Source organism: Streptomyces sp. NPDC046303, assembly GCF_055588085.1.
On record NZ_JBVJFA010000012.1, the window covers coordinates 178,344 to 201,342 of the forward strand.

Consider the following 22,999-nt stretch of genomic DNA (forward strand, 5'->3'; position numbering starts at 1 on the left):
GTCCTGACCCCCGTCCTGACCCACCTGGTGCCGCAGCCCCGGGGCGGGGGCCGGCCCCTACCCCGGGTGGTCGAGGTCCTCGGTGTCCTCGCCCTCCGCCTCCAGCGCGCGGCGGACCACGCGCAGGGCCATGCCCTCGGGGTATCCCTTGCGGGCGAGCATTCCGGCGAGGCGCCGGATCCGCTTGTCGCGCTCCAGGCCCCGGGTGGCGCGGAGCTTGCGCTCCACGAGCTCGCGGGCGGTCTGCTCCTCCTGGTCGGAGTCCAGCAGTTCCAGGGCCTCCTCCACGAGGGTGGCGTGCACCCCCTTGGTCCGGAGTTCCTGCGCGAGGGCCCGGCGGGCCAGGCCCCGGCCGCGGTGCCGGGACTCGACCCAGGCCCCGGCGAAGGCGGCGTCGTCGATCAGGCCCACCTCCTCGTACCGGGAGAGGACCTGCTGCGACACCTCCTCGGGGATGCCCCGCTTGTGCAGGGCATCCGCGAGCTGGCGCCGGGTGCGCGGGCTCCCCGTGAGCAGGCGCAGGCAGATGGCCCGCGCCTGCTCCTCGGGGCTCTGGGGCGGCAGTTCCTGGCGGCCTTCACGACCGCCCTGTTCCCTGCCGCCCCTTTCCTGCTCCCGCACGGGTCAGCTCTTGGCCACGGCGGCCTTGGCCGTCGTCTTTGCCTTCGACGCGGGCGCGGGCGCGGGGACGGCCGCGGCCTCGGCGGGCGCGGCGGCGGCAGCGTCCGCGGCGGCGTCCTTGCGGACCCCCACGCCCAGCTTCTCCTTGATCTTCCGCTCGATCTCGTTGGCGAGGTCCGGGTTGTCCTTCAGGAAGTTGCGGGCGTTCTCCTTGCCCTGGCCGAGCTGGTCGCCCTCGTACGTGTACCAGGCGCCGGCCTTGCGCACGAAGCCGTGCTCCACGCCCATGTCGATCAGGCCGCCCTCGCGGCTGATGCCCTGGCCGTAGAGGATGTCGAACTCGGCCTGCTTGAAGGGCGGCGCGACCTTGTTCTTGACGACCTTGACGCGGGTGCGGTTGCCGACCGCGTCCGTGCCGTCCTTCAGGGTCTCGATGCGGCGGATGTCGAGGCGCACGGAGGCGTAGAACTTCAGCGCGCGGCCACCGGTCGTGGTCTCCGGCGAGCCGAACATCACACCGATCTTCTCGCGGAGCTGGTTGATGAAGATCGCGGTGGTCTTGGACTGGTTGAGCGCACCGGTGATCTTCCGGAGTGCCTGGCTCATCAGGCGGGCCTGGAGACCCACGTGCGAGTCGCCCATCTCGCCCTCGATCTCGGCGCGCGGCACCAGGGCCGCCACGGAGTCGATGACGATCAGGTCGAGGGCACCGGAGCGGACGAGCATGTCCACGATCTCCAGCGCCTGCTCGCCGGTGTCCGGCTGCGACAGGATGAGGTTGTCGGTGTCGACGCCGAGGGCCTTCGCGTACTCGGGGTCGAGCGCGTGCTCGGCATCCACGAAGGCGACGGTGCCGCCGGCCTTCTGCGCGTTGGCCACGGCGTGCAGGGTCAAGGTCGTCTTACCGGAGGACTCCGGCCCGTACACCTCGATCACACGGCCGCGGGGCAGCCCGCCCACGCCGAGGGCGATGTCCAGCGCGGTCGACCCGGTGGGGATGACCTCGATGGGGTCGTTCGGCTTGTCGCCGAGGCGCATGACCGCACCCTTGCCGAATTGCCGTTCAATCTGTGCGAGCGCGGCGTCGAGAGCCTTCTCGCGGTCGGTGCCTGCCATGGGTTCCACCCGGTTTGCTTGAGTCGATCGCTTCACGCCATTGACGCTAATGCCTGCCACTGACAATGCGCCTCCACGACCGGTTCGGCTGTGGATAACTCATCAGAATGGATGTTCGATTTCCCTGTCAAGCGCACCACGCCGACGCGCGGGGCGCGCGCCGCACCCTCCTGCCATCGTGGTGCCATGACCATCGAAGTACGCCCGGCTTCCGTCTTCGAGGACGTCCGCACCCTGGTCGGACCGAAGTCGCCCGGGGCCAACGTCTGCTGGTGCCTGAGCTACCGGATCCCCTCCAAGCTCAACAACGAACTGCGCGGACCGGCCCGCGGCGAGTACGTCGCCGACCTGTGCCGCAGGCAGCCCCCTCCGGGGGTGATCGCCTACGACGGCGACGAGCCCGTCGGCTGGGCCGCCGTGGCACCGCGTGCGGACACCTCCTTCGCGCACAGCCGCAAGATCCCGCACGTCGACGACCTGCCGGTGTGGTCCCTGTGGTGCATCCGGGTGCGCCCGGGCCACCGCAAGAAGGGGATCTCGCACGCCCTCATCGCGGGCGCCGTCGAGTTCGCCCGCGCCCACGGCGCACCGGCGGTCGAGGCCTACCCCCTCGACAACGGCGACGCCAAGGTCGACCTGACGATGGCGTACGCCGGGCTCCGCAAGAACTTCGAGCGCGCCGGGTTCACCCACGCCGCCGACACCACCTCCGTACTGGCGGGCCATCCCCGCGTCCTGATGCGGCTCGACCTGGGCGGCGGTCCGGCCGCCTCGTGACCCGGCGCACAACCCGCCCCTGAGTGACAACCACGGGTTGACACCCCCGCGACTGTCAACCTAGGGTTGCATCCATGACGAACCCTTCCGTGGAACCCGTTCGCATGACCAATCCGGTCCGCCTCGACGACCTGATCGAGGCCATCAAGAAGGTCCACACCGACACCCTGGAGCAGCTCAGCGGCGCCGTCGTCGCCGCCGAGCACCTGGGCGACGTGGCCGACCACCTCATCGGCCACTTCGTCGACCAGGCCCGCCGCTCCGGTGCCTCGTGGACCGACATCGGCCGCAGCATGGGCGTCACCCGCCAGGCCGCCCAGAAGCGCTTCGTGCCCAAGGCCGACAAGGAGGGCGACGCCGGCCTCGACCCCGAAGCGGGCTTCGGCCGGTTCACCCCCCGGGCCCGCAACGTGGTGATGGCCTCCCAGAACGAGGCCCGCGCGGCGGGCAGCACCGAGATCCGCACCGAGCACCTCGTCCTCGGCCTGCTCGCCGAGCCCGAGGGCCTCGCGGCGTACGCGCTGACCGCCCAGGGCGTCGCGGCCGACGCGGTACGCGCCGCGGCCACCGCCGCCCTGCCCCCGGCAGCGGCGGACGTCCCCGACCTCATCCCCTTCGACGCATCCGCGAAGAAGACCCTGGAGCTCACCTTCCGCGAAGCCCTGCGCCTCGGCCACGGCTACGTGGGCACGGAGCACATCCTGCTCGCGCTCCTGGAGCAGGAGCACGGCGAGGGCCTGCTGACCGGCCTGGGCGTGGACAAGGACGCCGTCGAGACCGCCGTCACCGAAGCCGTGGCAGCCGTACTCGGCGGCGAGGCCGGGAAGTAGAGTCGTCCGCGTCCCGCGTCAGCTCGTACCGCTTCACGTACGCGCCGAGGAACGCCTGCAGCGTGGCGACGGCCGGGATCGCGATGAGCGCCCCGACCGCGCCCAGCAGGGCGGTGCCCGCGACGACCGAGCCGAAGGCCACCGCCGGATGGATGTCGACGGTCTTCGAGGTCAGCTTCGGCTGCAGCACGTAGTTCTCGAACTGCTGGTAGATCACCACGAATCCCAGGACGTACAGCGCGTACCAGGGATTGACCGCGAAGGCGATCAGCATCGGCAGCGCGCCCGCCAGGTACGTGCCGATGGTGGGGATGAACTGGGATACCAGTCCCACCCACACGGCGAGGGCCGGCGCGTACGGCACTTCGAGGATCACCAGCAGGATGTAGTGCGCGATGCCGGAGATCAGCGCCATCAGCCCGCGCGAGTAGAGGTAGCCGCCCGTCTTGGCGACGGCGATCTCCCAGGCGCGCAGCACCTCGGACTGCTTCGCGGGCGGCAGTACGGAGCACAGCGCGCGCCGCAGCCGCGGCCCGTCGGCGGCGAAGTAGAAGGAGAACAGCCCGATCGTCAGCAGCTTGAAGAGTCCGCCGAGCACGGTGGCGGACACGTCGAGCACGCCGCTCGCACTGTTCTGCACGTACTTGCGCAGCCAGTCGGAGCGCAGCAGGCTGTCCTGGATCTCCAGCCGGGACAGCTCGGTGCGGAAGGTGGCGTTGATCGAGTTGATCACCGAGTCGAGGTAGCGCGGGAAGCCCTCCACCATCTCGATGATCTGCCCGGCGAGCATCGAGCCGAGCAGCGTGAGGAACCCCGCGGCGGCGACGAACACCCCGAGGAACACCAGGAAGGTGGCGATCCCGCGGCGCATGCCGCGGGCAGCCATCCGGGACACCGCGGGTTCGATCGCGAGCGCGAGGAAGAACGCGATCAGGATGTTGACGAGCAGCCCGATCAGCTGGTGGAAGGCCCAGCTGCCGAGCTGGAAGCAGGCGACGAGGGCCAGTACGAGGACCACGGCGCGCGGCAGCCAGCGCGGCATCCGTGCGTCGTCCCCGCCGGGGCGCCCGGCGGTCGGGGGACTCCCGGCCGCCCCGGCGAAACCGCCCTCCGGGCTCGCGGGCCCGGCCTCGTCGGCCGGCCCTGCCGGGCCCACGGGCGGCGTCCCGGGCCCGGACGCGGCGGGGTCGGCCGGCCGCGGCTGCGCCGCCCCGCGGGCGTCTGCGGGCTGATCGGTCGTCGTCTCATCACTGGCTGCCACGCCGCCAAGTCTGTCCCACCGGCGGCCCGTACCGCGAAGCAGCCTCGCGCCCCCGGCCCGCGGGCGCGCCGCGCACGGCGAAGGAGCGGCCGTGCCGGGGGCGACAGAGCCCCCGCCGGGCGTCAGCGCAGCGAGGCCGGCACGTCCATCGCCGCACAGACCGCGCGCCACACGTCCTTGGCCTCCCAGCCGGCGTCCAGCGCCTGGTGGACGGTCCGGCCGCCCAGCTCGGCCATGACGTGGTCCCGCGCGAAGGACTCGGCGTAACCCGCACCGAAGTGCTCGGCCATCCGCTCCCAGAAAATCGTCAACCGCATGCCCCAAGTATCCCGCCCCGGGAGAGTGCACCGGCCGCGATCGTCCCTCGCCGCCCCTGCGCCGCGTCCTAACGTGCAGGCATGCCCGGAGACGACGCTTCCCCGCTGACCCCGCGCCCGGCCCCGCTGCCCCCGCTGCCCCCGCTGGCCCGCGCCGAGCAGTTCATCTGGCTCACGGCGCGGGTGCTGGAGCAGCGGCGGTTCGCGTTCCACTTCCTCGGAGGCGACGCCGACCCGGTGGACACCGCCCTCGGCTCCTACCTCAACGGCGACGGCGGCTACGGGCACGCACTCGACCCGGATCTGCGCGGCCCGCTCAGCCAGCCCCTGCACACCGCCCACGCGCTGCGCGTCCTGGATGGCCTGGGCCGCTGCGCCGGGCAGCGCATCGAGCGGCTCTGCCGCCACCTGACCCGCGTCTCCACCCCGGAGGGCGCCCTTCCGGTGGTCGCGCCGGCCCCGCGCGGCTATCCGGCCGCCCCGTACCACCCGACGTACGACGACCCGCCGGGCGAGTTGCTCACCACCGGGCCGGTCGTCGGGCTGCTGCACCGCAACCGGGTCTGGCACGCCTGGCTCTTCCGCGCCACGGACTTCTGCTGGGACCGGATCGAGAGCATGCGCCACGGCCATCCGTACGAGGTCCAGAGCGCGGTGGCCTTCCTCGACGGCGTCCCGGACCGGGCCCGCGCCGCCGCGGTGGCGGACCGGCTGGGGCGGCTGGTGCGGGAGGGGAACCTCGTGGTGCTGGACCCGTGGCGGCGCTCGCAGCACCCGCTGTTCCCCGGCTACGCGCCGGGCGAGCACCTGTACGCGTACGACTACGCGCGCCGTCCTGAGTCGCTGGCCCGCAGCTGGTTCACCGACCGGGAGATGGCCCGCGCGCTGGACTTCCTGGCCGCCGAGCAGCAGCCGGACGGGGGCTGGCCGGTGCGCCGCCGGGCCTGGGCGCCGGGCAGCTCGCTGGAGCGGCGGCCGATCGCCACGCTGGAGGCCCTGCTGACGCTGCGCGCGTACGGGCGCCTGCCCGCCGGGGTCAGCCCCCGAGGGCCCGTACCCCCGCGGTGACGACGACGGCGGCCGCCACCACGAGCAGGAACGGTGCGCGGAGCAGCAGGGCGAGCCCGGCGGCGGCGAGGCCGGCGGCGCGGGCGTCGAGTACGAGTGCGCTGCCGGTGCTGAAGGTCTGCTGGGCGGTGAGCGCGGCCAGGAGCGCGACGGGCAGGAGGGCGGCGAGCCGGCGTACGAGGGGCCGTTCCAGGGCCCCGGCCGGGACGAGCAGCCCGGCGAGTTTGACGGCGTAGCAGCCGAGGACGGTCAGTCCGATGGCGATCCAGACGTTCACGGTCGGCGTCCCTTCATCCACAGCACGGCGGGCGCGGCCAGCGCGGCGATCAGCACGGGCACCCCGGCGGGCAGCACGGGCAGGAATCCCAGCCCGAGGACGAGCGCGAGGGCGGCCACGGCCCGCTCGGTGGCGGTCTTGAGCATCGGCGCGAGGAGCGCGAGGAACACGGCGGGCCCGGCGGCGTCCAGCCCCCACGCGGCGGTGTCCCCGATGGCCTCGGCGCCGAGCGCCCCGAGCAGGGTGGTCAGGTTCCACAGGACGTAGAGGGTGAGCCCGGTGACGGTGAAGCCGAGCCGGGCGGACTTGCGGTCCGGCTGGGCCAGCGCGACGGCGGTGGTCTCGTCGATGACCCAGTGCGCGGCGAGGGGCCTTACGGCGCGCGGCAGCGCGAGCAGCTGCGACAGCCGCAGCCCGTAGAAGGCGTTCCGCGTTCCGAGGAAGAACGCCCCGGCGGCGGCGGTGAACGGGTTGCCGCCGGCCGCCAGCGCCCCGACCAGCGCGAACTGCGAAGCGCCGGTGAAGACGAGCAGGCTCAGCACGCACGCCTGCAGCACGCTGACGCCGGCGCCCGCGGCGGTCACCCCGAACGCGAAGCCGGACAGGCCGACGGCCACTCCCACCCCGAGCGCGTCCCGTACGACGGCGGCGCGCGGCCGTCCGGTCGTCACCGGGTCCTTCCGTGTCTCTGCCTCTGGGGCCATTCGCTGCTCTCCCACGCCCCGACGCTATGCGGGGCTGGGCCGAGCGGTCTTGTACGTTCTTGCGCGCCCCCGACCCGCGCCCGACCAGCCCCAGGCCAGCGGCCTGACCCGCAGCTAACCCGCCGCCCGCTCCCGCCGGTAGGCCCCCGGCGGGACGCCCACGATGCGGGTGAAGTGCCGGTTGAGGTGCGGCTGGTCGCTGAAGCCCACGGCGACGGCCGCCTCCGCGGGCGGGGTCCCCGCGTCGAGCAGCCGGCGCGCCCGCCGGACCCGGGCGTCGGTCAGCCAGGTGTGCGGCGGCATGCCGTACCGCTCCCGGAAGGCCCTCAGCAGGGCGAAGGGGCTCGTCCCCAGCTCCGCCGCGAGCTGTTCCAGCGACGGCGGGGCGGCCATCCGGTCCTCCAGCACGGCCCGGGCCCGCTCGGCATCGGCGCCGCCCGCGCGGCGGGCCGTACGGGCGGGCAGCGGGCCCGCATGGCGGTTGAGCATCCGCGCCACGACCCCCCGCAGCAGGGTGTCGGCGGCCAGCGCGTTGCCGGCCTCGGCGGCCCGGTGGACCTCGGCGATCGCCCGGGAGCCCTGCGCGTCGGCGACCGTGTCGGCGGTGAAGCCGGGGGTCCCGCGCAGCGTGCCGATCTCCTCGGCGACCTCGGTGATCAGGTCGCGGGAGGGGTACAGGGTGGCGTAGGCCCAGCCCTCGGGCGCCCCCGCCCGCGCGGTGTGCGCCACCTCGGGGTTGATCAGGACCACGCTGCCCGGCCCGGCGCGCACGGTGCCGCCGGGGAGGCCGATCTCCTCGATGCCGCCGGTGACCGCCGCGATGACGTACCCCTCGTGGGCGTGGCGCGGGAAGGTGTGGCGCACGTAGTGGGCGCGCAGCAGGTCCAGGCCGGGCAGTTCCGGGTACTGCCAGTGCCGGGCCCATTCCCGGCGCCCCTCGTCCGTCCCCATCACCCCATTCTGCGCCCGGCCGGACGGAGGTGTTCGCGCAGGTCCGGCCCGTTGTCAGTGCCGGGGTGCACGATGGGGGCATGTCCGGCTCCGCGCTCGCCTCGTTCTCCCCCGCGACCCGCTCCTGGTTCACGGGGGCCTTCCGTACGCCCACCTCCGCGCAGGAGGGTGCCTGGCGGGCGATCGGGCAGGGCTCCGACGTGCTGGTCGTGGCGCCCACCGGCTCGGGCAAGACGCTGGCCGCCTTCCTGGCCGCCCTCGACCGGCTGGCCTCGGCCCCGCCCCCGGCCGAGGCGCGCAAGCGCTGCCGCGTGCTGTACGTGTCCCCGCTGAAGGCCCTGGCGGTGGACGTGGAGCGCAACCTGCGCAGCCCGCTGACCGGGATCCGCCAGGAGTCCGTGCGCCTCGGCCTGCCCGAGCCGGAGATCCGGGTCGGGATCCGCTCGGGCGACACCCCGCCCGCCGAGCGCCGGGCGCTGGTCACCCGCCCGCCGGACATCCTCATCACCACGCCCGAGTCGCTGTTCCTGATGCTGACCTCGGCCGCCCGGGACGCCCTCGCCGGGATCGAAACCGTGATCCTGGACGAGGTGCACGCCGTGGCCGGGACCAAGCGCGGCGCGCACCTGGCCCTGTCCCTGGAGCGGCTGGACGAGCTGCTGCCGCGCCCGGCGCGCCGCATCGGGCTGTCGGCGACGGTCCGGCCGGTGGACGAGGTGGCCCGGTACCTCGCGCCGCGCGGCCGGGTGGAGATCGTGCAGCCGCCGTCGGCCAAGGAATTCGACCTGTCGGTGGTCGTTCCCGTGCAGGACATGGGGGAGTTGGGCGGCTCGCCCGCCACCGAGGGCCGCGAGGGCGGGGACAAGCCCTCCATCTGGCCGCACGTGGAGGAGCGCATCGCGGATCTGGTGCAGGCGCACCGCTCCACGATCGTGTTCGCCAACTCCCGCCGCCTCGCCGAGCGGCTGTGCAACCGGCTCAACGAGATCGCGTACGAGCGCGCCATGGGCGAGAAGCTCCCCGAGGGCGCTCCCCCGGCGGAGGTCATGGCCCAGTCGGGCGCCGCCCACGGCGCTCCGCCGCTGCTGGCCCGGGCGCACCACGGCTCGGTGTCCAAGGAGCAGCGGGCCCTGGTGGAGGAGGATCTGAAGGCGGGCCGGCTGCCCGCCGTGGTGGCCACCTCCAGCCTGGAGCTGGGCATCGACATGGGCGCGGTGGACCTGGTGGTGCAGGTGGAGTCCCCGCCCTCGGTGGCGTCCGGGCTGCAGCGGGTGGGCCGCGCGGGGCACCAGGTGGGCGCGGTCTCCACCGGTGTCGTCTTCCCCAAGTACCGGGGCGACCTGGTGCAGGCGGCCGTGGTCACGGAGCGGATGCGCACCGGCTCCATCGAGTCCCTGCGCATCCCGTCGAACCCGCTGGACGTGCTGGCGCAGCAGCTGGTCGCGATGGTCGCGATGGACACCTGGCAGCTGGACGACCTCCTTGCGCTGGTGCGCCGGGCGGCGCCCTTCGCCGCGCTGCCGGAGTCGGCGTTCACCGCGGTGCTGGACATGCTGGCGGGCCGCTATCCCTCGGACGCGTTCGCCGAGCTCAGGCCGCGGGTGGTGTGGGACCGCGTGGCCGGGACGATCACCGGCCGGCCGGGCGCCCAGCGCCTCGCGGTGACCTCCGGCGGCACCATCCCCGACCGCGGCCTCTTCGGCGTCTTCCTCGCCGGGTCGGACCCGAAGAAGGGCGGCGGCCGGGTCGGCGAGCTCGACGAGGAGATGGTCTACGAGTCCCGCGTGGGGGACGTGTTCACCCTGGGCACCACCTCGTGGCGGATCGAGGACATCACCCGCGACCGGGTCCTGGTGACCCCGGCGCCCGGGGTGCCGGGCCGGCTGCCCTTCTGGAAGGGCGACCAGCTGGGCCGCCCCCTCGAACTGGGCCGGGCGGTCGGCGCGTTCCTGCGCGAGCTGGGCGCGCTCGGCGACGAGGACGCCCGGCTGCGGCTGCTGGCGGCCGGCCTGGACGCGTGGGCCGCGGAGAACGTACTGGCGTACCTGGCCGAACAGCGCGAGGCCTGCGGCCACGTGCCGGACGACCGGACCATCGTGGTCGAGCGGTTCCGTGACGAGCTCGGCGACTGGCGGGTCGTCGTCCACTCCCCCTTCGGCGCCCAGGTGCACGCCCCGTGGGCGCTGGCGCTGGGCGCCCGCCTCGCCGAGAAGTACGGCATGGACGCACAGGTCGTGCACGCCGACGACGGGATCGTGCTGCGCCTGCCGGATGCCGACCTGCTCTCCATGGACCTGCTGGACCACGACCCCACGGTCCCGGCCCCGTTCGAGTTCGACGACGAACAGGCCCCGCTCGGTGCGGCCGACGTCGCCTTCGACCACGGTGACGTCAACCAGCTGGTCACCGACCAGGTCGGCGGCTCGGCCCTGTTCGCCTCCCGTTTCCGCGAGTGCGCGGCCCGCGCCCTGCTGCTGCCGCGCCGCAGCCCGGGCAAGCGCACCCCGCTGTGGCAGCAGCGCCAGCGCGCTTCGCAACTGCTCCAGGTGGCCTCGGAGTTCGGTTCGTTCCCGATCGTGCTGGAAGCCGTACGCGAATGCCTGCAGGACGTCTTCGACGTGCCCGGCCTGACCGAGCTGATGGCCGACATCGAGGCCCGCCGGGTCCGCCTGGTCGAGGTGACCACACCCGAGCCCTCGCCCTTCGCCCGTTCCCTCCTGTTCGGTTACGTCGCCCAGTTCCTCTACGAGGGCGACTCACCCCTCGCCGAGCGCAGGGCGGCCGCCCTGTCGCTGGACTCCCGGCTGCTGGCCGAACTGCTGGGCCAGGCGGAGCTGCGCGAACTGCTCGACGCGCAGGCGCTGGAGGAGCTGGAGCGGGAGCTGCAGTGGCTCACCGAGGACCGGCGGGCCAAGGACGCCGAGTCGGTGGCGGACCTGCTGCGCATGCTGGGGCCACTGACGGAGGCCGAGCTGGCCGAGCGCGGGGCGGAGCCCTCCTGGGCTGCCGAGCTGTCCTCGGCGCGCCGGGCCATCCGGGTCCGGATCGGCGGCGCGGACCACTGGGCGGCGATCGAGGACGCCGGCCGGCTGCGCGACGCGCTGGGCACGGCCCTCCCGGTCGGTGTCCCCGAGGCCTTCACCGAGCCGGTCAAGGATCCGCTGGGCGACCTCCTGGCCCGGTACGCCCGCACGCACGGCCCGTTCACCACGGCGGCCGTCGCCGCCCGCTTCGGTCTGGGCCCGGCCGTCACCGAGGGCGCCCTGCACCGGCTGGCGGCGGCCGGCCGGGTGGTCGAGGGCGAGTTCCATCCGGCGGGCATCGGCCAGGAGTGGTGCGACGCGACGGTGCTGCGCAGGCTCCGCCGCCGTTCGCTGGCCGCGCTGCGCCAGGAGCTGGAACCGGTCCCGCCGGCGTCGCTGGCCACCTTCCTGCCGCAGTGGCAGCACCTGGGCGGCGCCCTGCGCGGCATCGACGGCCTGGCCCGGGCCGTCGAGCAGCTCCAGGGCGCCCCGGTCCCCGCTTCGGCGCTGGAGTGCCTGATCCTTCCGTCCCGGGTCAGCGGCTATTCCCCCGGCCTGCTGGACGAACTGACCACGGCGGGCGAGGTGGTCTGGGCGGGCGCCGGCGCCCTGCCGGGCAAGGACGGCTGGGTCTCCCTGTACCTGGCGGACGCCGCTCCGCTGCTCCTGCCCCCGCCGCACCCGCTGGAGCTCGGCCCCGTCCACCAGGCGGTGCTGGAGTCCCTGTCGGGCGGATACGGCCTCTTCTTCCGCCAGATCGCCGAATCGGTGCGGGCCGCGTTCCCCGAGACCTCCGACCTCGCGCTGTCGGAGGCGGTGTGGGACCTGGCGTGGTCGGGCCGGCTCACCAACGACACCCTGAGCCCGCTGCGGGCCCTGCTCGGCTCGGGCCGCACGGCCGGCTCCACAGCCCACCGGGCCCGGCGCACGGTCCCGCGCGGGCGGTACGGCACGCTCAGCGCGACCGTGTCCCGTACGGGCCCGCCCACGGTCTCGGGCCGCTGGTCGCTCCTCCCGTCGCAGGCCCCCGATCCGACCCACCGGGCCCACGCCCTCGCCAGGACCCTGCTGGACCGGCACGGGGTGGTGACCCGTGGTGCGGTCGCCGCGGAGGGGGTGGAAGGCGGCTTCAGCGCGGTCTACCGCGTCCTGTCGGCCTTCGAGGACAGCGGCCAGGCCCGCCGGGGCTATGTGGTCGAGGGGCTCGGCGCGGCCCAGTTCGCGATGGACGGCGCGGTGGACCGGCTGCGGACCGCCGAGCGGACCCCGCCCCCGCTGGCGGCGGTGGTCCTGGCCGCCGCCGATCCGGCGAACGCGTACGGGGCGGCCCTGCCCTGGCCGGAGCCCCCGGCCGGGGCCGCGCACAAGCCGGGCCGCAAGGCGGGCTCCCTGGTGGTCCTGGTCGACGGCGAGCTCATCCTGTACCTGGAGCGCGGCGGCAAAACCCTCCTGGCCTGGCCGGAGCCCGGCGATCCGCGCCTGGAGGCGGCCGTCGCGGCCGTGGCCGCCGCCTCCCGCGCGGGGACGCTGCCGGCGCTGACGGTGGAGCGCATCAACGCCTCCCCGTCGCTGACCTCGCCGCTGGGCCGGGCCCTCGAGGAAGCCGGGTTCCACGCCACCCCGAGGGGGCTGCGGCTGCGGAACTGATCAGCGGATCACCTTCATCCCGAAGCGGGCGCCCCCGAGTGCGAACTGGATCGCGCTGTGCAGGTGGGAGTACATCTCCATGCCCCGGGAGGAGACGATCGGGCCGAGGTCGAGGACGTCCTGCCAGCCGTAGGCCCGCAGCACCTCGGTGACCTGCTGCTTGGCTTCGGCGTCCTCGCCCGCGATGAACATCGTGTGGTCGCCGCCGCCGACGGACCGCGGGTTCACGACGGTCTCCTGCTCCTGGGTGACGCCCGCCTTCACGATCCTGGCCGCCGGTACGGCCCGCTGGATCTGCTCCCCCAGGCTGTCGTGGTCCACCGGGTCGATGGCCGGCATGACGCCCCACGGGGTGGGCCAGGGGTGGGCCCGTTCCGGGTTGTAGATGAACGGGACGGCGTAGTCCATGACGGTCTTGTCGGCCAGGTGCTCGGCGATGCCGCTCAGGACCCGTACGGCATTGGCCCCGTCGATCCCGTTGATGACGAAGTCGGCGCCGGACGCGGCGTCACCGAAGTTCATGAGCTCGATGGCCGGGTAGTCGGCGACCCACTGCCCGAAGGGCTCGATGCCCATGAAGCCGGGCCCGCTCCGCCCGAGCGTGGCCTCCGAGTCCCGCGTGCCCATGACCACCTCGTGGCCGAGCTCCAGGAGCCGGGCGGCGTGGGCGCGGCCACCGCCGCCGGTGCCGAGGACTGCGATCTTCATGCGGAGGCTCCGTTCTCCTGTGCGGTGCACGTGTGAACCGCACCCGGGAAGGAGCCTGACCACCGTCACCGGAAAAGCCCGCAGGACCCGCCGACACGGCCCGAACCGGAGCAAGCGGATCGCCGAAGTGGCGGAGGGGCCCGTCCCCGAGCACGGGCGGGAGGGCCCGGCCCCGGGCCGCCGCGGCGCCGGCCTGCGCGCTGGACCCGGCGCCGGCCTCCGCGCGGGCCTCCGCCCCGGCCTCCGCCCGCCTGAAGCCACCCCGGCGGGACAATGGCGGCATGCCCGAAGGAGACAGCGTCCGGCGCGCGGCCACCCGCCTCCACAGCGCCCTGGCCGGCAAGCCCCTGACCCGCAGCGACCTGCGCGTCCCCCGCTTCGCCACGGCCGACCTCACCGGCCGCACCACCCTCGACGTCACCCCGCGCGGCAAGCACCTCCTCGCCCGCTTCGAGGGCGGCCTCACCCTGCACAGCCACCTCCGCATGGACGGCGCCTGGCACGTCTTCCCCACGGGCGCGAAGTGGCACGGCGGCCCCGCCCACGAGATCCGCGCGATCCTCGGCACCGCCGAAGACACCGCGGTCGGCTACCGCCTGCCCGTCCTTGAACTGATCCGCACCGCCGACGAGGACCGGGCCGTGGGCCATCTCGGCCCCGACCTCCTCGGCCCCGACTGGGACCCGGACCGGGCCGCCGCCAACCTCCTCGCCGCCCCCGAGCGCCCCCTCGGCGAGGCCCTGCTCGACCAGCGCAACCTCGCCGGGATCGGCAACATCTACAAAGCCGAGCTCTGCTTCCTGGCCCGCGTCACCCCCTGGACCCCGGTCGGCACGCTCCCCGAAACCACCCTGCCCCGCCTCGCCGCCGCGGCCCACCGCCTCCTGGCCGCGAACACCGGCGACCGGCCCGGCCCCCGCAACACCACCGGCAGCCGCCGCCGCGGCCAGGACCTCTTCGTGTACGGCCGCACCCACCGCCCCTGCCTGCGCTGCGGCACCCCCATCCGCGAGGCCCCGCAGGACGGCCGCCCCACGTACTGGTGCCCCCGCTGCCAATCCGGCCCGACCGGCTAGTTGACGGCCCGTCAGATACGCTCGTACGGTCCCGGCATGCCCACACCCACAGCCTCCTACGACCTCACCGGCCGCACCGCCCTGATCACCGGCGCGGCGAGCGGCATAGGCCGCGCCACCGCCCTCCTGCTGGCCGCGGCGGGCGCGCACGTGCACTGCGCGGACCGCGACGCCCAGGGCCTCGCCGAAACGGCCGCCCTCGTGGCCGGGGCGGGCGGCGCCGCCACCGTCCACGCCCTCGACGTCACCGACCGGACCGCCCTGCGGGCCGCCGTCACCGCCGCGGGCCCCCTCGACATCGCCGCGGCCATCGCCGGGGTCATGCACACCAGCAGCGTCCTGGAGACCACCGACGAGGACCTCGACCGGATCCTGGACATCAACTTCAAGGGCGTCCTGCGCACCTGCCAGGAAGCGGCCCGCGCCATGATCGCGGCGGGCCGTCCCGGTTCGATCGTCACGATGGCCTCCGGGGCCGTGGACGCCGCCCAGCCAGGTCTGCTCTGCTACAGCGCGGCCAAGGCCGCCGTCGTCCAGCTCACCAAGACCCTCGCCACCGAGGCCGGCCCGCACGGCATCCGGGTCAATGCCGTCGCCCCCGGCTGGATCCGCACGCCGATGACCGGCCGGCACGGCGCCGAGGCCCAGGAGCGGACCGAGGCGGTGATGGTCCGCATGTCCCCGCTGCGCCGGGTCGGCGAGCCCGAGGACATCGCGCAGGCCGTGCTCTACCTGGCCTCGGACGCCTCGTCCTTCATGACGGGCCAGATCCTCCGCCCGAACGGCGGAGTATCGATGCCCTGGTAACCCCATGAGCCCCGGCGGCTCCGGCGGCTCCGGCGGCCCCGGCGGCTCCGGCGGCTCCCGCAGCCCTGCGTCGCACCGGCCCCGGCACACAGTGCACCGGCAGCAGCCCCAGTCCCCAGCCCCCCACGGCCACCGCGCCCTCCACGGGCCCGGACTCCGCGGGCGCCAGGGCGAGGCGCAGCACGGCCCACCACCACACCAGGCCCAGCGCCCATGCGAGGGCTGTCAGCAACGGCCGCACGGCTACCTCCCTGGGGTCCCCCCGGACGGAGATGCGGGGAGGGCCGGAGCCCGTACCGGACCGGGACCATCGTCGCGCACCCGCCCCGGGCCCGCACCCAGAACCGCGCCCGCGCCCGGAACGGCCGGGAGCCCCGGCCGGTGCCTGACGCACCGGCCGGGGCTCCGGCCACACTCATACGCTCACGTACTCGCTCACGCGGCTACGACATTCACCGCTTCCGCAGGCGCCTTGATGGTCACCCGCTCCGGTCCGGCCGTGACCGAAGCCATGGAGACCGAATTGAGCATCGGGCGGACCGGTACGCTCACCGGTTCGCTTGCCGCGGCCGACTGTGCCAGCTCGGCCAGCGACAGTTCATCGCTGACTTCGCGCATCAGCTCGGACATCCGTACGTCCAACGCGTCGCAGATCGCGGAGAGCAGCTCGGAGGATGCCTCCTTCTGCCCCCGCTCCACCTCGGAGAGATAGCCGAGCGAAACTCGGGCCGACGAGGAGACTTCGCGCAGAGTACGGCCCTGGCGCTGGCGCTGCCGACGCAGCACGTCACCCAGCAGGCGACGGAGCAGAATCATCGGTGGCTCCCTCCTCTGACCGTGTAGCCGCATCCTTCACGCCCCACCGTACCGCCTCGCGCCGCGGCCGTGCGGGGAGCGATGTCGTGTTCACTCAGGGCTGCAAACATCAAATCCCCCCGTTCTGTTCCGTATCCTGCCCCCGCGCATTCTCACGGAGTTGGCTTGAGAGAAGTTCGAGCACTGTGCGTGCACTCTCCCTACGGATTTCCGCACGGGAGCCGTTCAACCTCAGCCGGGCCGTTTTCCTGATGTCAGGCCCCTCCACGGCGACGAAAACCGTGCCCACCGGCTGCCCGTCCTGCGGGTCGGGTCCGGCCACTCCGGTGGTGGCGATTCCCCACGAAGCGCCCATCACGCCCCGCACCCCGGCCGCCATCTCCGCCGCGACCTGCGCGTTCACCGCGCCTTCGGCCGCCAGTAGCCCGGCGTCCACGCCCAGGACCCGGTGCTTGAGCTCCGTCGCGTACGCCGTGACCGAGCCGCGGAAGGAACGCGAGGCTCCTGGGACGGCGGTGAGCTCGGCGGCGACCATGCCGCCGGTCAGTGACTCGGCGACGGCGAGGGTCTGGTCACGCTCCGCGAGCAGGCGCAACACCTCCGCAGCGGCTCCGGCCGCTCCCGACGCTTCCACCGCCTCTGGAGAATCCCCCGACCCGTGCGTCACCGCGCGGCCCGCTCCTCGGCGAGGCCCCTGCGGCGCAGGACGACGGCCTGCCGGATGTAGTCCAAACCGGTGACGACGGTCAGCACGACGGCGACGGCCATCACCCAGAAGCGCAGGGTGGCCAGCGGGCCGGTCAGCGCGAGCACGTACATGCCCACGGCCGTGCCCTGCGCCAGGGTCTTCAGCTTGCCGCCCCGGCTGGCCGGAATCACTCCGTAGCGGATCACCCAGAAGCGCAGGAGCGTGATCCCGAGCTCCCGTCCCAGGATCACCCCGGTCACCCACCACGGCAGGTCGCCGAGCCAGGAGAGGCAGATGAGCGCCGACCCCATGATCGCCTTGTCGGCGATGGGGTCGGCGATCTTGCCGAAGTCCGTGACCAGGTTGTACGTCCGGGCCAGGTGTCCGTCGAAGATGTCCGTGATCATGGCGACGGCGAACGCCGCCCACGCCCAGGCCCGCCAGGCGGGGTCGTAGCCGCCCTCGGCGAGCAGCAGGAAGACGAAGCCCGGCACCAGCACGAGCCGGATCATCGTGAGGATGTTGGCGATGTTCCACAGGCTGGCCTGATTGACCGCCGCGGCTCCCAGCTTCGCGCCGGGCGCGGGCCGGCGGCCGGTCCCGCCCGCCGCAGATGCCGGGACTCCGGTCATCCGGCCGCCTCCTCAAGATCCGTGCCCAGGGGCTCGGCCACCAGGTCCACACCCAGGGTGCCGACCACCTTCGCCGTGACGATACGCCCGGGGACCAGCCCCGTGCCGTCCGTGAAGACGACCTGCCCGTCGGTCTCGGGGGCCTGGTGGGCGGCGCGCCCGTAGGCACCCTCGCCGTCCTCGGCCTCGTCGAGCGGCACGACCGTCTCGACCAGTACCTCCAGCGTCTCTCCGATCCGCTCCTCCGCGCGCTGCGAGGTGAGCTCCTCGGCGAGCCGCTGCATGTGGGCCAGCCGCTCGGCGATGGTGTCCTCGTCCAGCTTGTTGTCGTACGTGACGGCCTCGGTGCCGTCCTCGTCGGAGTAGCCGAAGACACCGATGGCGTCGAGGCGCGCGTGGGTGAGGAAACGCTCCAGCTCGGCGAAGTCCGACTCCGTCTCGCCGGGGAAGCCGACGATGAAGTTGGACCGGACGCCGGCCTGCGGGGCCTTGCTGCGGATGGTGTCGAGCAGCTCCAGGAACCGGTCGGTGTCACCGAAGCGGCGCATGGCGCGCAGCACGTCGGGGGCCGAGTGCTGGAAGGACAGGTCGAAGTACGGCACGACCTTGGGGGTCGAGGTCAGGACGTCGATCAGGCCGGGCCGCATTTCGGCGGGCTGGAGGTAGCTGACGCGGACGCGCTCGATGCCGTCGACCGCGGCCAGCTCCGGCAGCAGGGTCTCCAGCAGGCGGATGTCGCCGAGGTCCTTGCCGTACGAGGTGTTGTTCTCGGAGACCAGCATGATCTCCTTGACGCCCTGCTCGGCGAGCCAGCGGGTCTCGCCCAGCACGTCGCTGGGGCGGCGGGAGATGAACGAGCCGCGGAAGGACGGGATGGCGCAGAAGGAGCAGCGCCGGTCGCAGCCGGAGGCCAGCTTGACCGAGGCGACGGGGCTCTTGTCGAGGCGGCGGCGCAGCGGCGCGCGCGGCCCGGAGGCGGGCGCGAGACCGTCCGGCAGGTCGGCGGGGGCCTCGGCCGGTTCCTCGGCGGGCGCCGACTGGGCGTGGCCGGGCAGCGCGACCGCGGCGCTCTGGCGCTCCGCCGGGCTGATCGGCAGCAGCTGGCGCCGGTCGCGCGGGGTGTGGGCCTCCACGCTGCCGCCCGCCAGGATGGTCTGGAGGCGGTTGGAGATGTCGGAGTAGTCGTCGAAGCCGAGCACTCCGTCCGCCTCGGGGAGCGCTTCGGCGAGTTCCTTGCCGTAGCGCTCGGCCATGCAGCCGACGGCGACGACGGCCTGCGTCCTGCCGTGATCCTTCAGATCGTTGGCTTCGAGCAGGGCGTCTACGGAGTCCTTTTTGGCGGCTTCGACGAATCCGCAGGTGTTGACGACGGCAACGTCCGCATCGGCGGCGTCCTCGACGAGCTCCCAGCCATCCGCCGCCAAGCGGCCTGCGAGCTCCTCCGAGTCCACCTCGTTACGGGCGCAGCCAAGAGTGACAAGGGCGACGGTACGGCGTTCGGGCATGGACTCAAGACTACTTCGTCCCGGCGCCGGCCCTCGCCTGCCGTCCCCTCACAGCAAGATCCCCGGGGCCTGCGGCAAGTGCCGCACGGCGCACCGGGGATCCGGATCAAGAGGTTCCGCCCTAGGGCCGCCTCGGGTCAGCCCGCCTGGGGCTGTTCCTCGAGGGGGTCCTCCTTGGTGTATGTGAGACGTTCCACCTGGCCCGGCTGGAAGTCCTCCTTGATCTCCTTGCCGTTCACGAAGAGCTTCACGGCCCCGGCGTCGCCGAGCACGAGGTCGACGGACTCCTTGTCCGTGAAGGTCTTGGACTCGCCCTGGGCCAGGGTGCCGTCGAAGAGCAGCCGGCCGTTGTGGTCCTTGGCCGAGATCCAGCTCTCGCCGGTGTCGGCCGTCAGGACGACCGTGACGAGGTCCTTGGGCGCGGCGGCGATCGCACTGTCGGAGGGCTCCGGCTTGGGTGCCGGCGGGGTCTGCTGGGGCTGCGCGGCCGGCTTTCCGGCGCTCTGCTTGGGCGCGGGCTTCGGAGCGGCGGAACCTTCCGCCACCGGCTTCTTGTCCTTGTCGTCGCCGCCGCTGAAGGCGGTGAACCCCACGAAGCCGATCACGGCGACGATGGCGGCGACCATGGCGGCGGTCCAGTTGGGCCGCTGCCGCTCGGGGCGGAGGCGCTCGGCCTCGAACATCGGCGCGGCGGGGGTGGGTGCCGGCCGGCCGCCGTGGGCCGCGTCGTAGCTCTCGACCAGGGGTACCGGATCGAGGTGGACGGCGCGGGCGAGCGTACGGATGTGGCCGCGGGCGTAGACATCGCCGCCGCAGCGCGTGAAGTCGTCCTCTTCGATCGCGTGCACGATCGGGATGCGCACGCGGGTGCTGGAGCTGACCTCGTCGACGGTGAGCCCGGCGGCGATCCGGGCCTTCTTGAGAGCCGTCCCGATGGACGGTCCTTCGACGGAACGTTCGACGATGCGGTCCTCGGACCGGTCGTCGGTCGAAGGCCGCTCTTCTTCGGGGGAGTTGGCGTTGCCGATGGACACGAGGGCGCCTTTCGAGCGTGTAGCCACCTGCTGGATGTCCAGTCTAGGGGGGTGACGAAAGGGTGGAGCAACCGGAGGGTGCACTTCCTACGCCATCCGAATGGCGAGGAAGGTTCCGCCCGGTGCGGCGGCACTGCGCCGTACACGTACCGAGCGCGTGCCGCCTCCTCCCTTCAACTGGACGCGAGCCGAAGGGAAACGGTTGCCCGCGATATCGCCCGTATTTCCCGGCGGGCCGGCGGCCTCACGCCGGGGCCTCCCCGCGGATGACGGCGAGTACCGCGTCGAGCTCGTCGGCCTTCAGCAGCACGTCGCGGGCCTTGGAGCCCTCGCTCGGTCCGACGATTCCGCGCGACTCCATCAGGTCCATGAGCCGGCCGGCCTTCGCGAAGCCCACCCGCAGCTTGCGCTGGAGCATCGAGGTGGAGCCGAACTGGGTGGAGACGACCAGCTCGGCCGCCTGGCACAGCAGGTCCAGGTCGTCGCCGATCTCCTCGTCGATCTCCTTCTTCTGCTTCTGGCCGACGGTGACGTCGTCCCGGAAGACGGGCGCCATCTGGTCCTTGCAGTGCTGCACGATCCCGGCGATCTCGTCCTCGGTGACGAAGGCGCCCTGGAGGCGGACCGGCTTGTTCGCGCCCATCGGCAGGAACAGCCCGTCACCCTTGCCGATCAGCTTCTCGGCGCCCGGCTGGTCCAGGATGACCCGGCTGTCGGCGAGCGAGGAGGTGGCGAACGCCAGCCGCGAGGGCACGTTCGCCTTGATCAGACCGGTGACCACGTCCACCGACGGCCGCTGGGTCGCCAGCACCAGGTGGATGCCGGCCGCACGGGCCAGCTGGGTGATGCGGACGATCGAGTCCTCCACGTCGCGCGGGGCCACCATCATCAGGTCGGCCAGCTCGTCGACGATCACGAGCAGGTACGGGTACGGGCTGAGCTCGCGCTCGCTGCCCGGCGGCAGTGTGATCTTGCCGTCCCGGATGGCCTGGTTGAAGTCGTCGATGTGCCGGAAGCCGAAGGCGGCCAGGTCGTCGTAGCGCAGGTCCATCTCGCGCACGACCCACTGGAGCGCCTCGGCGGCCCGCTTGGGGTTGGTGATGATCGGCGTGATCAGGTGCGGGATGCCCTCGTACGCCGTCAGCTCGACGCGCTTGGGGTCCACCAGCACCATCCGGACGTCCTCCGGGGTCGCCCGGACCATGATCGAGGTGATCAGGCAGTTGATGCAGGAGGACTTTCCGGAGCCGGTGGCACCGGCGACCAGCACGTGCGGCATCTTCGCGAGGTTGGCCATGACGTAGCCGCCCTCCACGTCCTTGCCCAGCGCGACCAGCATCGGGTGGTCGTCCTCGGCCGCGTCCGCCAGCCGCAGGACGTCGCCCAGGTTGACCATCTCGCGGTCGGTGTTCGGGATCTCGATGCCGACGGCGGACTTGCCCGGGATCGGGCTGATGATCCGCACGTCGGGCGAGGCCACGGCGTACGCGATGTTCTTCGCCAGCGCCGTGATCCGCTCGACCTTCACCGCCGCGCCGAGGGTCACCTCGTAGCGGGTGACCGTCGGGCCCCGGGTGAAGCCGGTGACCTGCGCGTCGACCTTGAACTCGGTGAACACGTTCGTCAGCGAGGCGACCACCGCGTCGTTGGCGGCGCTGCGGGTCTTGCCCGGCCCGCCCCGCTCGAGCAGGTCCAGCGAGGGCAGCGCGTACGTGATGTCCCCGCGCAGCTGGAGCTGCTCGGCGCGCGGCGGCAGGGCCTGGGTCTGCGGCGGGGCCTTGGTCAGGTCCGGTACCGCCAGCGTCCCCGAGGCCGCGGCGGTGGTGTCCTGCGGGCCCCCGACCGGCCCGTCCGGCCCATCCGGCCCGTCCGCTGCCGCTGCTGCCGGGCGCGGTACGGGACGTCCCTCGCGGGCGGGCGGCACCGGAGCGGTGACCTCCACGCCCTCGCGCTCGACGGAGATCCCCTGGGTGAGGTCGGCGACCAGCGGGGAGGGCGGCAGCCCGCCGTAGACCACCCCGTCCAGCGCGGCGGCGGCCGCCGCGGCCACGTCGACGGCGTCCATCTCGCGGTCCATGGCCGGCCGGGACGCGGACCGCCGCGGCCTGCGCCGCCGGGCCAGAGCCTCCTCCTCGGCGGCGTCCACCGGGCCGGCGGGGTCCTGCCCGGCTGCGGTGCGGGCCCGCCACCGCTCCGGATCGTGCCGGTCGGCGGCGCCCGCCGCGCCCTCGGGCTGCCCGTACCCCTCGTCGTATTCGTTCGGCGCGATGATCCCGAGCTTGATCCCGAGCCGCCGCAGCCGCTCCGGGATCGCGTTGACCGGGGTGGCGGTGACCACGAGCAGCCCGAAGACCGTCAGCAGCACCAGCATCGGCACGGCCAGCGGCGCGCCCATGGTGAAGATCAGCGGCTTGGAGGCGCCCCAGCCGATCAGCCCGCCCGCGTTCTGCATGGCGGTGGTGCCCTCGTCGCGGCCGGGCGCTCCGCAGGCGATGTGGACCAGTCCCAGCACCCCGATGACCAGGGCGGAGAGCCCGACGCCGATGCGGCCGTTGGCGTCGGTCTGCTCGGGATGGCGGATGAAACGTACCGCCATGACGCCGAGCAGGATCGGCACGAGCAGATCCAGTCGTCCGAAGAGACCCGTGATCAGCATGGTGACCAGATCCCCGACGGGACCGCTCAGGTTCGACCAGGTTCCGGCGGCGACGATCAGCGCGAGGGCGAGCAGCAGCAGCGCCACGCCGTCCTTGCGGTGGGCCGGGTCGAGGTTCCTGGCACCCTGGCCGATCCCGCGGAAGACGGCGCCGACCGCGTGCGCGCAGCCGAGCCACAGGGCCCGCACCAGCCGCACCACACCCCCGGTCGGGGACGGCGCCGGCTTGGGCGCGGTCTTCTTGACCGGGGCGCGGCGGGCGGCCGCGGCCTTCTTCGCGGGAGGCTTGCGCGCGGGAGCCGCCTTCTTCGCCGGCGCCGAGGTACGGCCGGTGCGGCCCTTCGCGGTGCCCGCGGTGCTCGGGGAACCCTTGCCGGACGTACGTGAGGCCATGGGCCCGAGATTACCGGTGTCCACGCCAGTGGACACGCGTGCCCACCCCTTCACCCGTTCGTGTCGCCCGATCCGGAGGCGCTTTGACGCAC

Annotated in this window: 21 protein-coding genes; 6 read left to right on the forward strand and 15 right to left on the reverse strand. The window is 73.4% G+C overall.

Annotated elements, in window-relative coordinates; translation table 11 throughout:
* Positions 1 to 57 precede the first annotated feature (57 nt).
* Both recX and recA read right to left on the reverse strand, forming a co-directional pair.
* Positions 58 to 621: a recombination regulator RecX gene (gene recX / locus ACZ6I1_RS15280; RefSeq protein WP_469287266.1), complete on the reverse strand. Its 564-nt coding sequence runs from the start codon at positions 619 to 621 to the stop codon at positions 58 to 60.
* Positions 622 to 624: 3 nt separating this feature from the next.
* On the reverse strand, positions 625 to 1,737 hold the full coding sequence (gene recA / locus ACZ6I1_RS15285) for a recombinase RecA (RefSeq protein ID WP_469287268.1): 1,113 nt from the start codon (positions 1,735 to 1,737) through the stop codon (positions 625 to 627).
* A gap of 186 nt (positions 1,738 to 1,923) precedes the next feature.
* Between recA and ACZ6I1_RS15290 the strand changes: the two genes are divergently transcribed.
* Together ACZ6I1_RS15290 and ACZ6I1_RS15295 are read left to right on the forward strand one after the other, a co-directional pair.
* Complete coding sequence (locus ACZ6I1_RS15290; protein ID WP_469287270.1) at positions 1,924 to 2,514, forward strand: GNAT family N-acetyltransferase; 591 nt, start codon at positions 1,924 to 1,926, stop codon at positions 2,512 to 2,514.
* 74 nt (positions 2,515 to 2,588) lie between these two features.
* Positions 2,589 to 3,344, forward strand: coding sequence for a Clp protease N-terminal domain-containing protein (locus ACZ6I1_RS15295; protein WP_469287271.1), 756 nt, complete (start codon positions 2,589 to 2,591; stop codon positions 3,342 to 3,344).
* Here the strand turns inward: ACZ6I1_RS15295 and ACZ6I1_RS15300 are convergent.
* Together ACZ6I1_RS15300 and ACZ6I1_RS15305 are read right to left on the reverse strand one after the other, a co-directional pair.
* Positions 3,298 to 4,386, reverse strand: coding sequence for an AI-2E family transporter (locus tag ACZ6I1_RS15300; RefSeq protein WP_469287319.1), 1,089 nt, complete (start codon positions 4,384 to 4,386; stop codon positions 3,298 to 3,300). The two genes, ACZ6I1_RS15295 and ACZ6I1_RS15300, sit on opposite strands and share 47 nt — an antisense overlap.
* Before the next feature lie 341 nt (positions 4,387 to 4,727).
* Positions 4,728 to 4,922: a DUF3046 domain-containing protein gene (locus ACZ6I1_RS15305; protein WP_469287274.1), complete on the reverse strand. Its 195-nt coding sequence runs from the start codon at positions 4,920 to 4,922 to the stop codon at positions 4,728 to 4,730.
* Between the two features lie 81 nt (positions 4,923 to 5,003).
* Here ACZ6I1_RS15305 and ACZ6I1_RS15310 point away from each other — a divergent pair, with 81 nt between their 5' ends.
* Entirely contained in the window at positions 5,004 to 5,990 is a 987-nt protein-coding gene (locus tag ACZ6I1_RS15310) for a hypothetical protein (protein ID WP_469287275.1), read from the forward strand.
* On the opposite strand, the gene ACZ6I1_RS15315 is transcribed toward ACZ6I1_RS15310, so the two are convergent.
* The 3 genes from ACZ6I1_RS15315 to ACZ6I1_RS15325 all read right to left on the reverse strand — a co-directional run bounded on the left by ACZ6I1_RS15315 (position 5,959) and on the right by ACZ6I1_RS15325 (position 7,922).
* Positions 5,959 to 6,267 carry an AzlD domain-containing protein gene (locus ACZ6I1_RS15315; protein ID WP_469287277.1) on the reverse strand — a complete coding sequence of 103 codons (309 nt, stop codon included), beginning with the start codon at positions 6,265 to 6,267 and terminating at the stop codon, positions 5,959 to 5,961. The genes ACZ6I1_RS15310 and ACZ6I1_RS15315 overlap by 32 nt on opposite strands.
* Positions 6,264 to 6,971, reverse strand: a complete 708-nt coding sequence (locus ACZ6I1_RS15320) for an AzlC family ABC transporter permease (protein ID WP_469287279.1) — start codon at positions 6,969 to 6,971, stop codon at positions 6,264 to 6,266. The genes ACZ6I1_RS15315 and ACZ6I1_RS15320 overlap by 4 nt, the downstream gene beginning before the upstream one ends.
* A 114-nt stretch (positions 6,972 to 7,085) precedes the next feature.
* The gene (locus ACZ6I1_RS15325) at positions 7,086 to 7,922 is read right to left on the reverse strand and encodes an AraC family transcriptional regulator (protein ID WP_469287282.1); all 837 of its coding nucleotides are present in this window, start codon (positions 7,920 to 7,922) and stop codon (positions 7,086 to 7,088) included.
* 80 nt (positions 7,923 to 8,002) lie between these two features.
* Between ACZ6I1_RS15325 and ACZ6I1_RS15330 the strand changes: the two genes are divergently transcribed.
* Positions 8,003 to 12,592, forward strand: a complete 4,590-nt coding sequence (locus ACZ6I1_RS15330) for an ATP-dependent helicase (RefSeq protein ID WP_469287283.1) — start codon at positions 8,003 to 8,005, stop codon at positions 12,590 to 12,592.
* Here the strand turns inward: ACZ6I1_RS15330 and ACZ6I1_RS15335 are convergent, their stop codons facing one another.
* Entirely contained in the window at positions 12,593 to 13,300 is a 708-nt protein-coding gene (locus tag ACZ6I1_RS15335; protein ID WP_469287285.1) for an NADPH-dependent F420 reductase, read from the reverse strand.
* Between the two features lie 281 nt (positions 13,301 to 13,581).
* On the opposite strand from ACZ6I1_RS15335, the gene ACZ6I1_RS15340 reads away from it, so the two are divergent.
* Entirely contained in the window at positions 13,582 to 14,376 is a 795-nt protein-coding gene (locus ACZ6I1_RS15340; protein ID WP_469287287.1) for an Fpg/Nei family DNA glycosylase, read from the forward strand.
* A gap of 36 nt (positions 14,377 to 14,412) precedes the next feature.
* Positions 14,413 to 15,183 (forward strand): SDR family NAD(P)-dependent oxidoreductase, encoded by a 771-nt coding sequence (locus tag ACZ6I1_RS15345; RefSeq protein WP_469287289.1) that lies wholly within the window; start codon positions 14,413 to 14,415, stop codon positions 15,181 to 15,183.
* Here ACZ6I1_RS15345 and ACZ6I1_RS15350 read toward each other — a convergent pair.
* From ACZ6I1_RS15350 to ACZ6I1_RS15380, 7 genes are all read right to left on the reverse strand, one after another.
* On the reverse strand, positions 15,131 to 15,424 hold the full coding sequence (locus ACZ6I1_RS15350; RefSeq protein WP_469287291.1) for a hypothetical protein: 294 nt from the start codon (positions 15,422 to 15,424) through the stop codon (positions 15,131 to 15,133). The two genes, ACZ6I1_RS15345 and ACZ6I1_RS15350, sit on opposite strands and share 53 nt — an antisense overlap.
* A gap of 194 nt (positions 15,425 to 15,618) precedes the next feature.
* A complete protein-coding gene (locus ACZ6I1_RS15355) occupies positions 15,619 to 15,999 on the reverse strand; it encodes a helix-turn-helix domain-containing protein (protein WP_069922226.1) in 381 nt (126 codons plus the stop codon).
* 109 nt (positions 16,000 to 16,108) lie between these two features.
* Entirely contained in the window at positions 16,109 to 16,666 is a 558-nt protein-coding gene (locus ACZ6I1_RS15360) for a CinA family protein (RefSeq protein WP_469287294.1), read from the reverse strand.
* Entirely contained in the window at positions 16,663 to 17,319 is a 657-nt protein-coding gene (gene pgsA, locus ACZ6I1_RS15365; RefSeq protein WP_469287295.1) for a CDP-diacylglycerol--glycerol-3-phosphate 3-phosphatidyltransferase, read from the reverse strand. Before pgsA ends, ACZ6I1_RS15360 begins: the two co-directional genes overlap by 4 nt.
* Positions 17,316 to 18,824 carry a 30S ribosomal protein S12 methylthiotransferase RimO gene (rimO, locus tag ACZ6I1_RS15370; protein WP_469287296.1) on the reverse strand — a complete coding sequence of 503 codons (1,509 nt, stop codon included), beginning with the start codon at positions 18,822 to 18,824 and terminating at the stop codon, positions 17,316 to 17,318. Before rimO ends, pgsA begins: the two co-directional genes overlap by 4 nt.
* A gap of 137 nt (positions 18,825 to 18,961) precedes the next feature.
* On the reverse strand, positions 18,962 to 19,858 hold the full coding sequence (locus tag ACZ6I1_RS15375) for a helix-turn-helix domain-containing protein (protein WP_469287298.1): 897 nt from the start codon (positions 19,856 to 19,858) through the stop codon (positions 18,962 to 18,964).
* Positions 19,859 to 20,102: 244 nt separating this feature from the next.
* On the reverse strand, positions 20,103 to 22,907 hold the full coding sequence (locus ACZ6I1_RS15380; protein WP_469287300.1) for an FtsK/SpoIIIE family DNA translocase: 2,805 nt from the start codon (positions 22,905 to 22,907) through the stop codon (positions 20,103 to 20,105).
* Between the last annotated feature and the right edge of the window lie 92 nt (positions 22,908 to 22,999).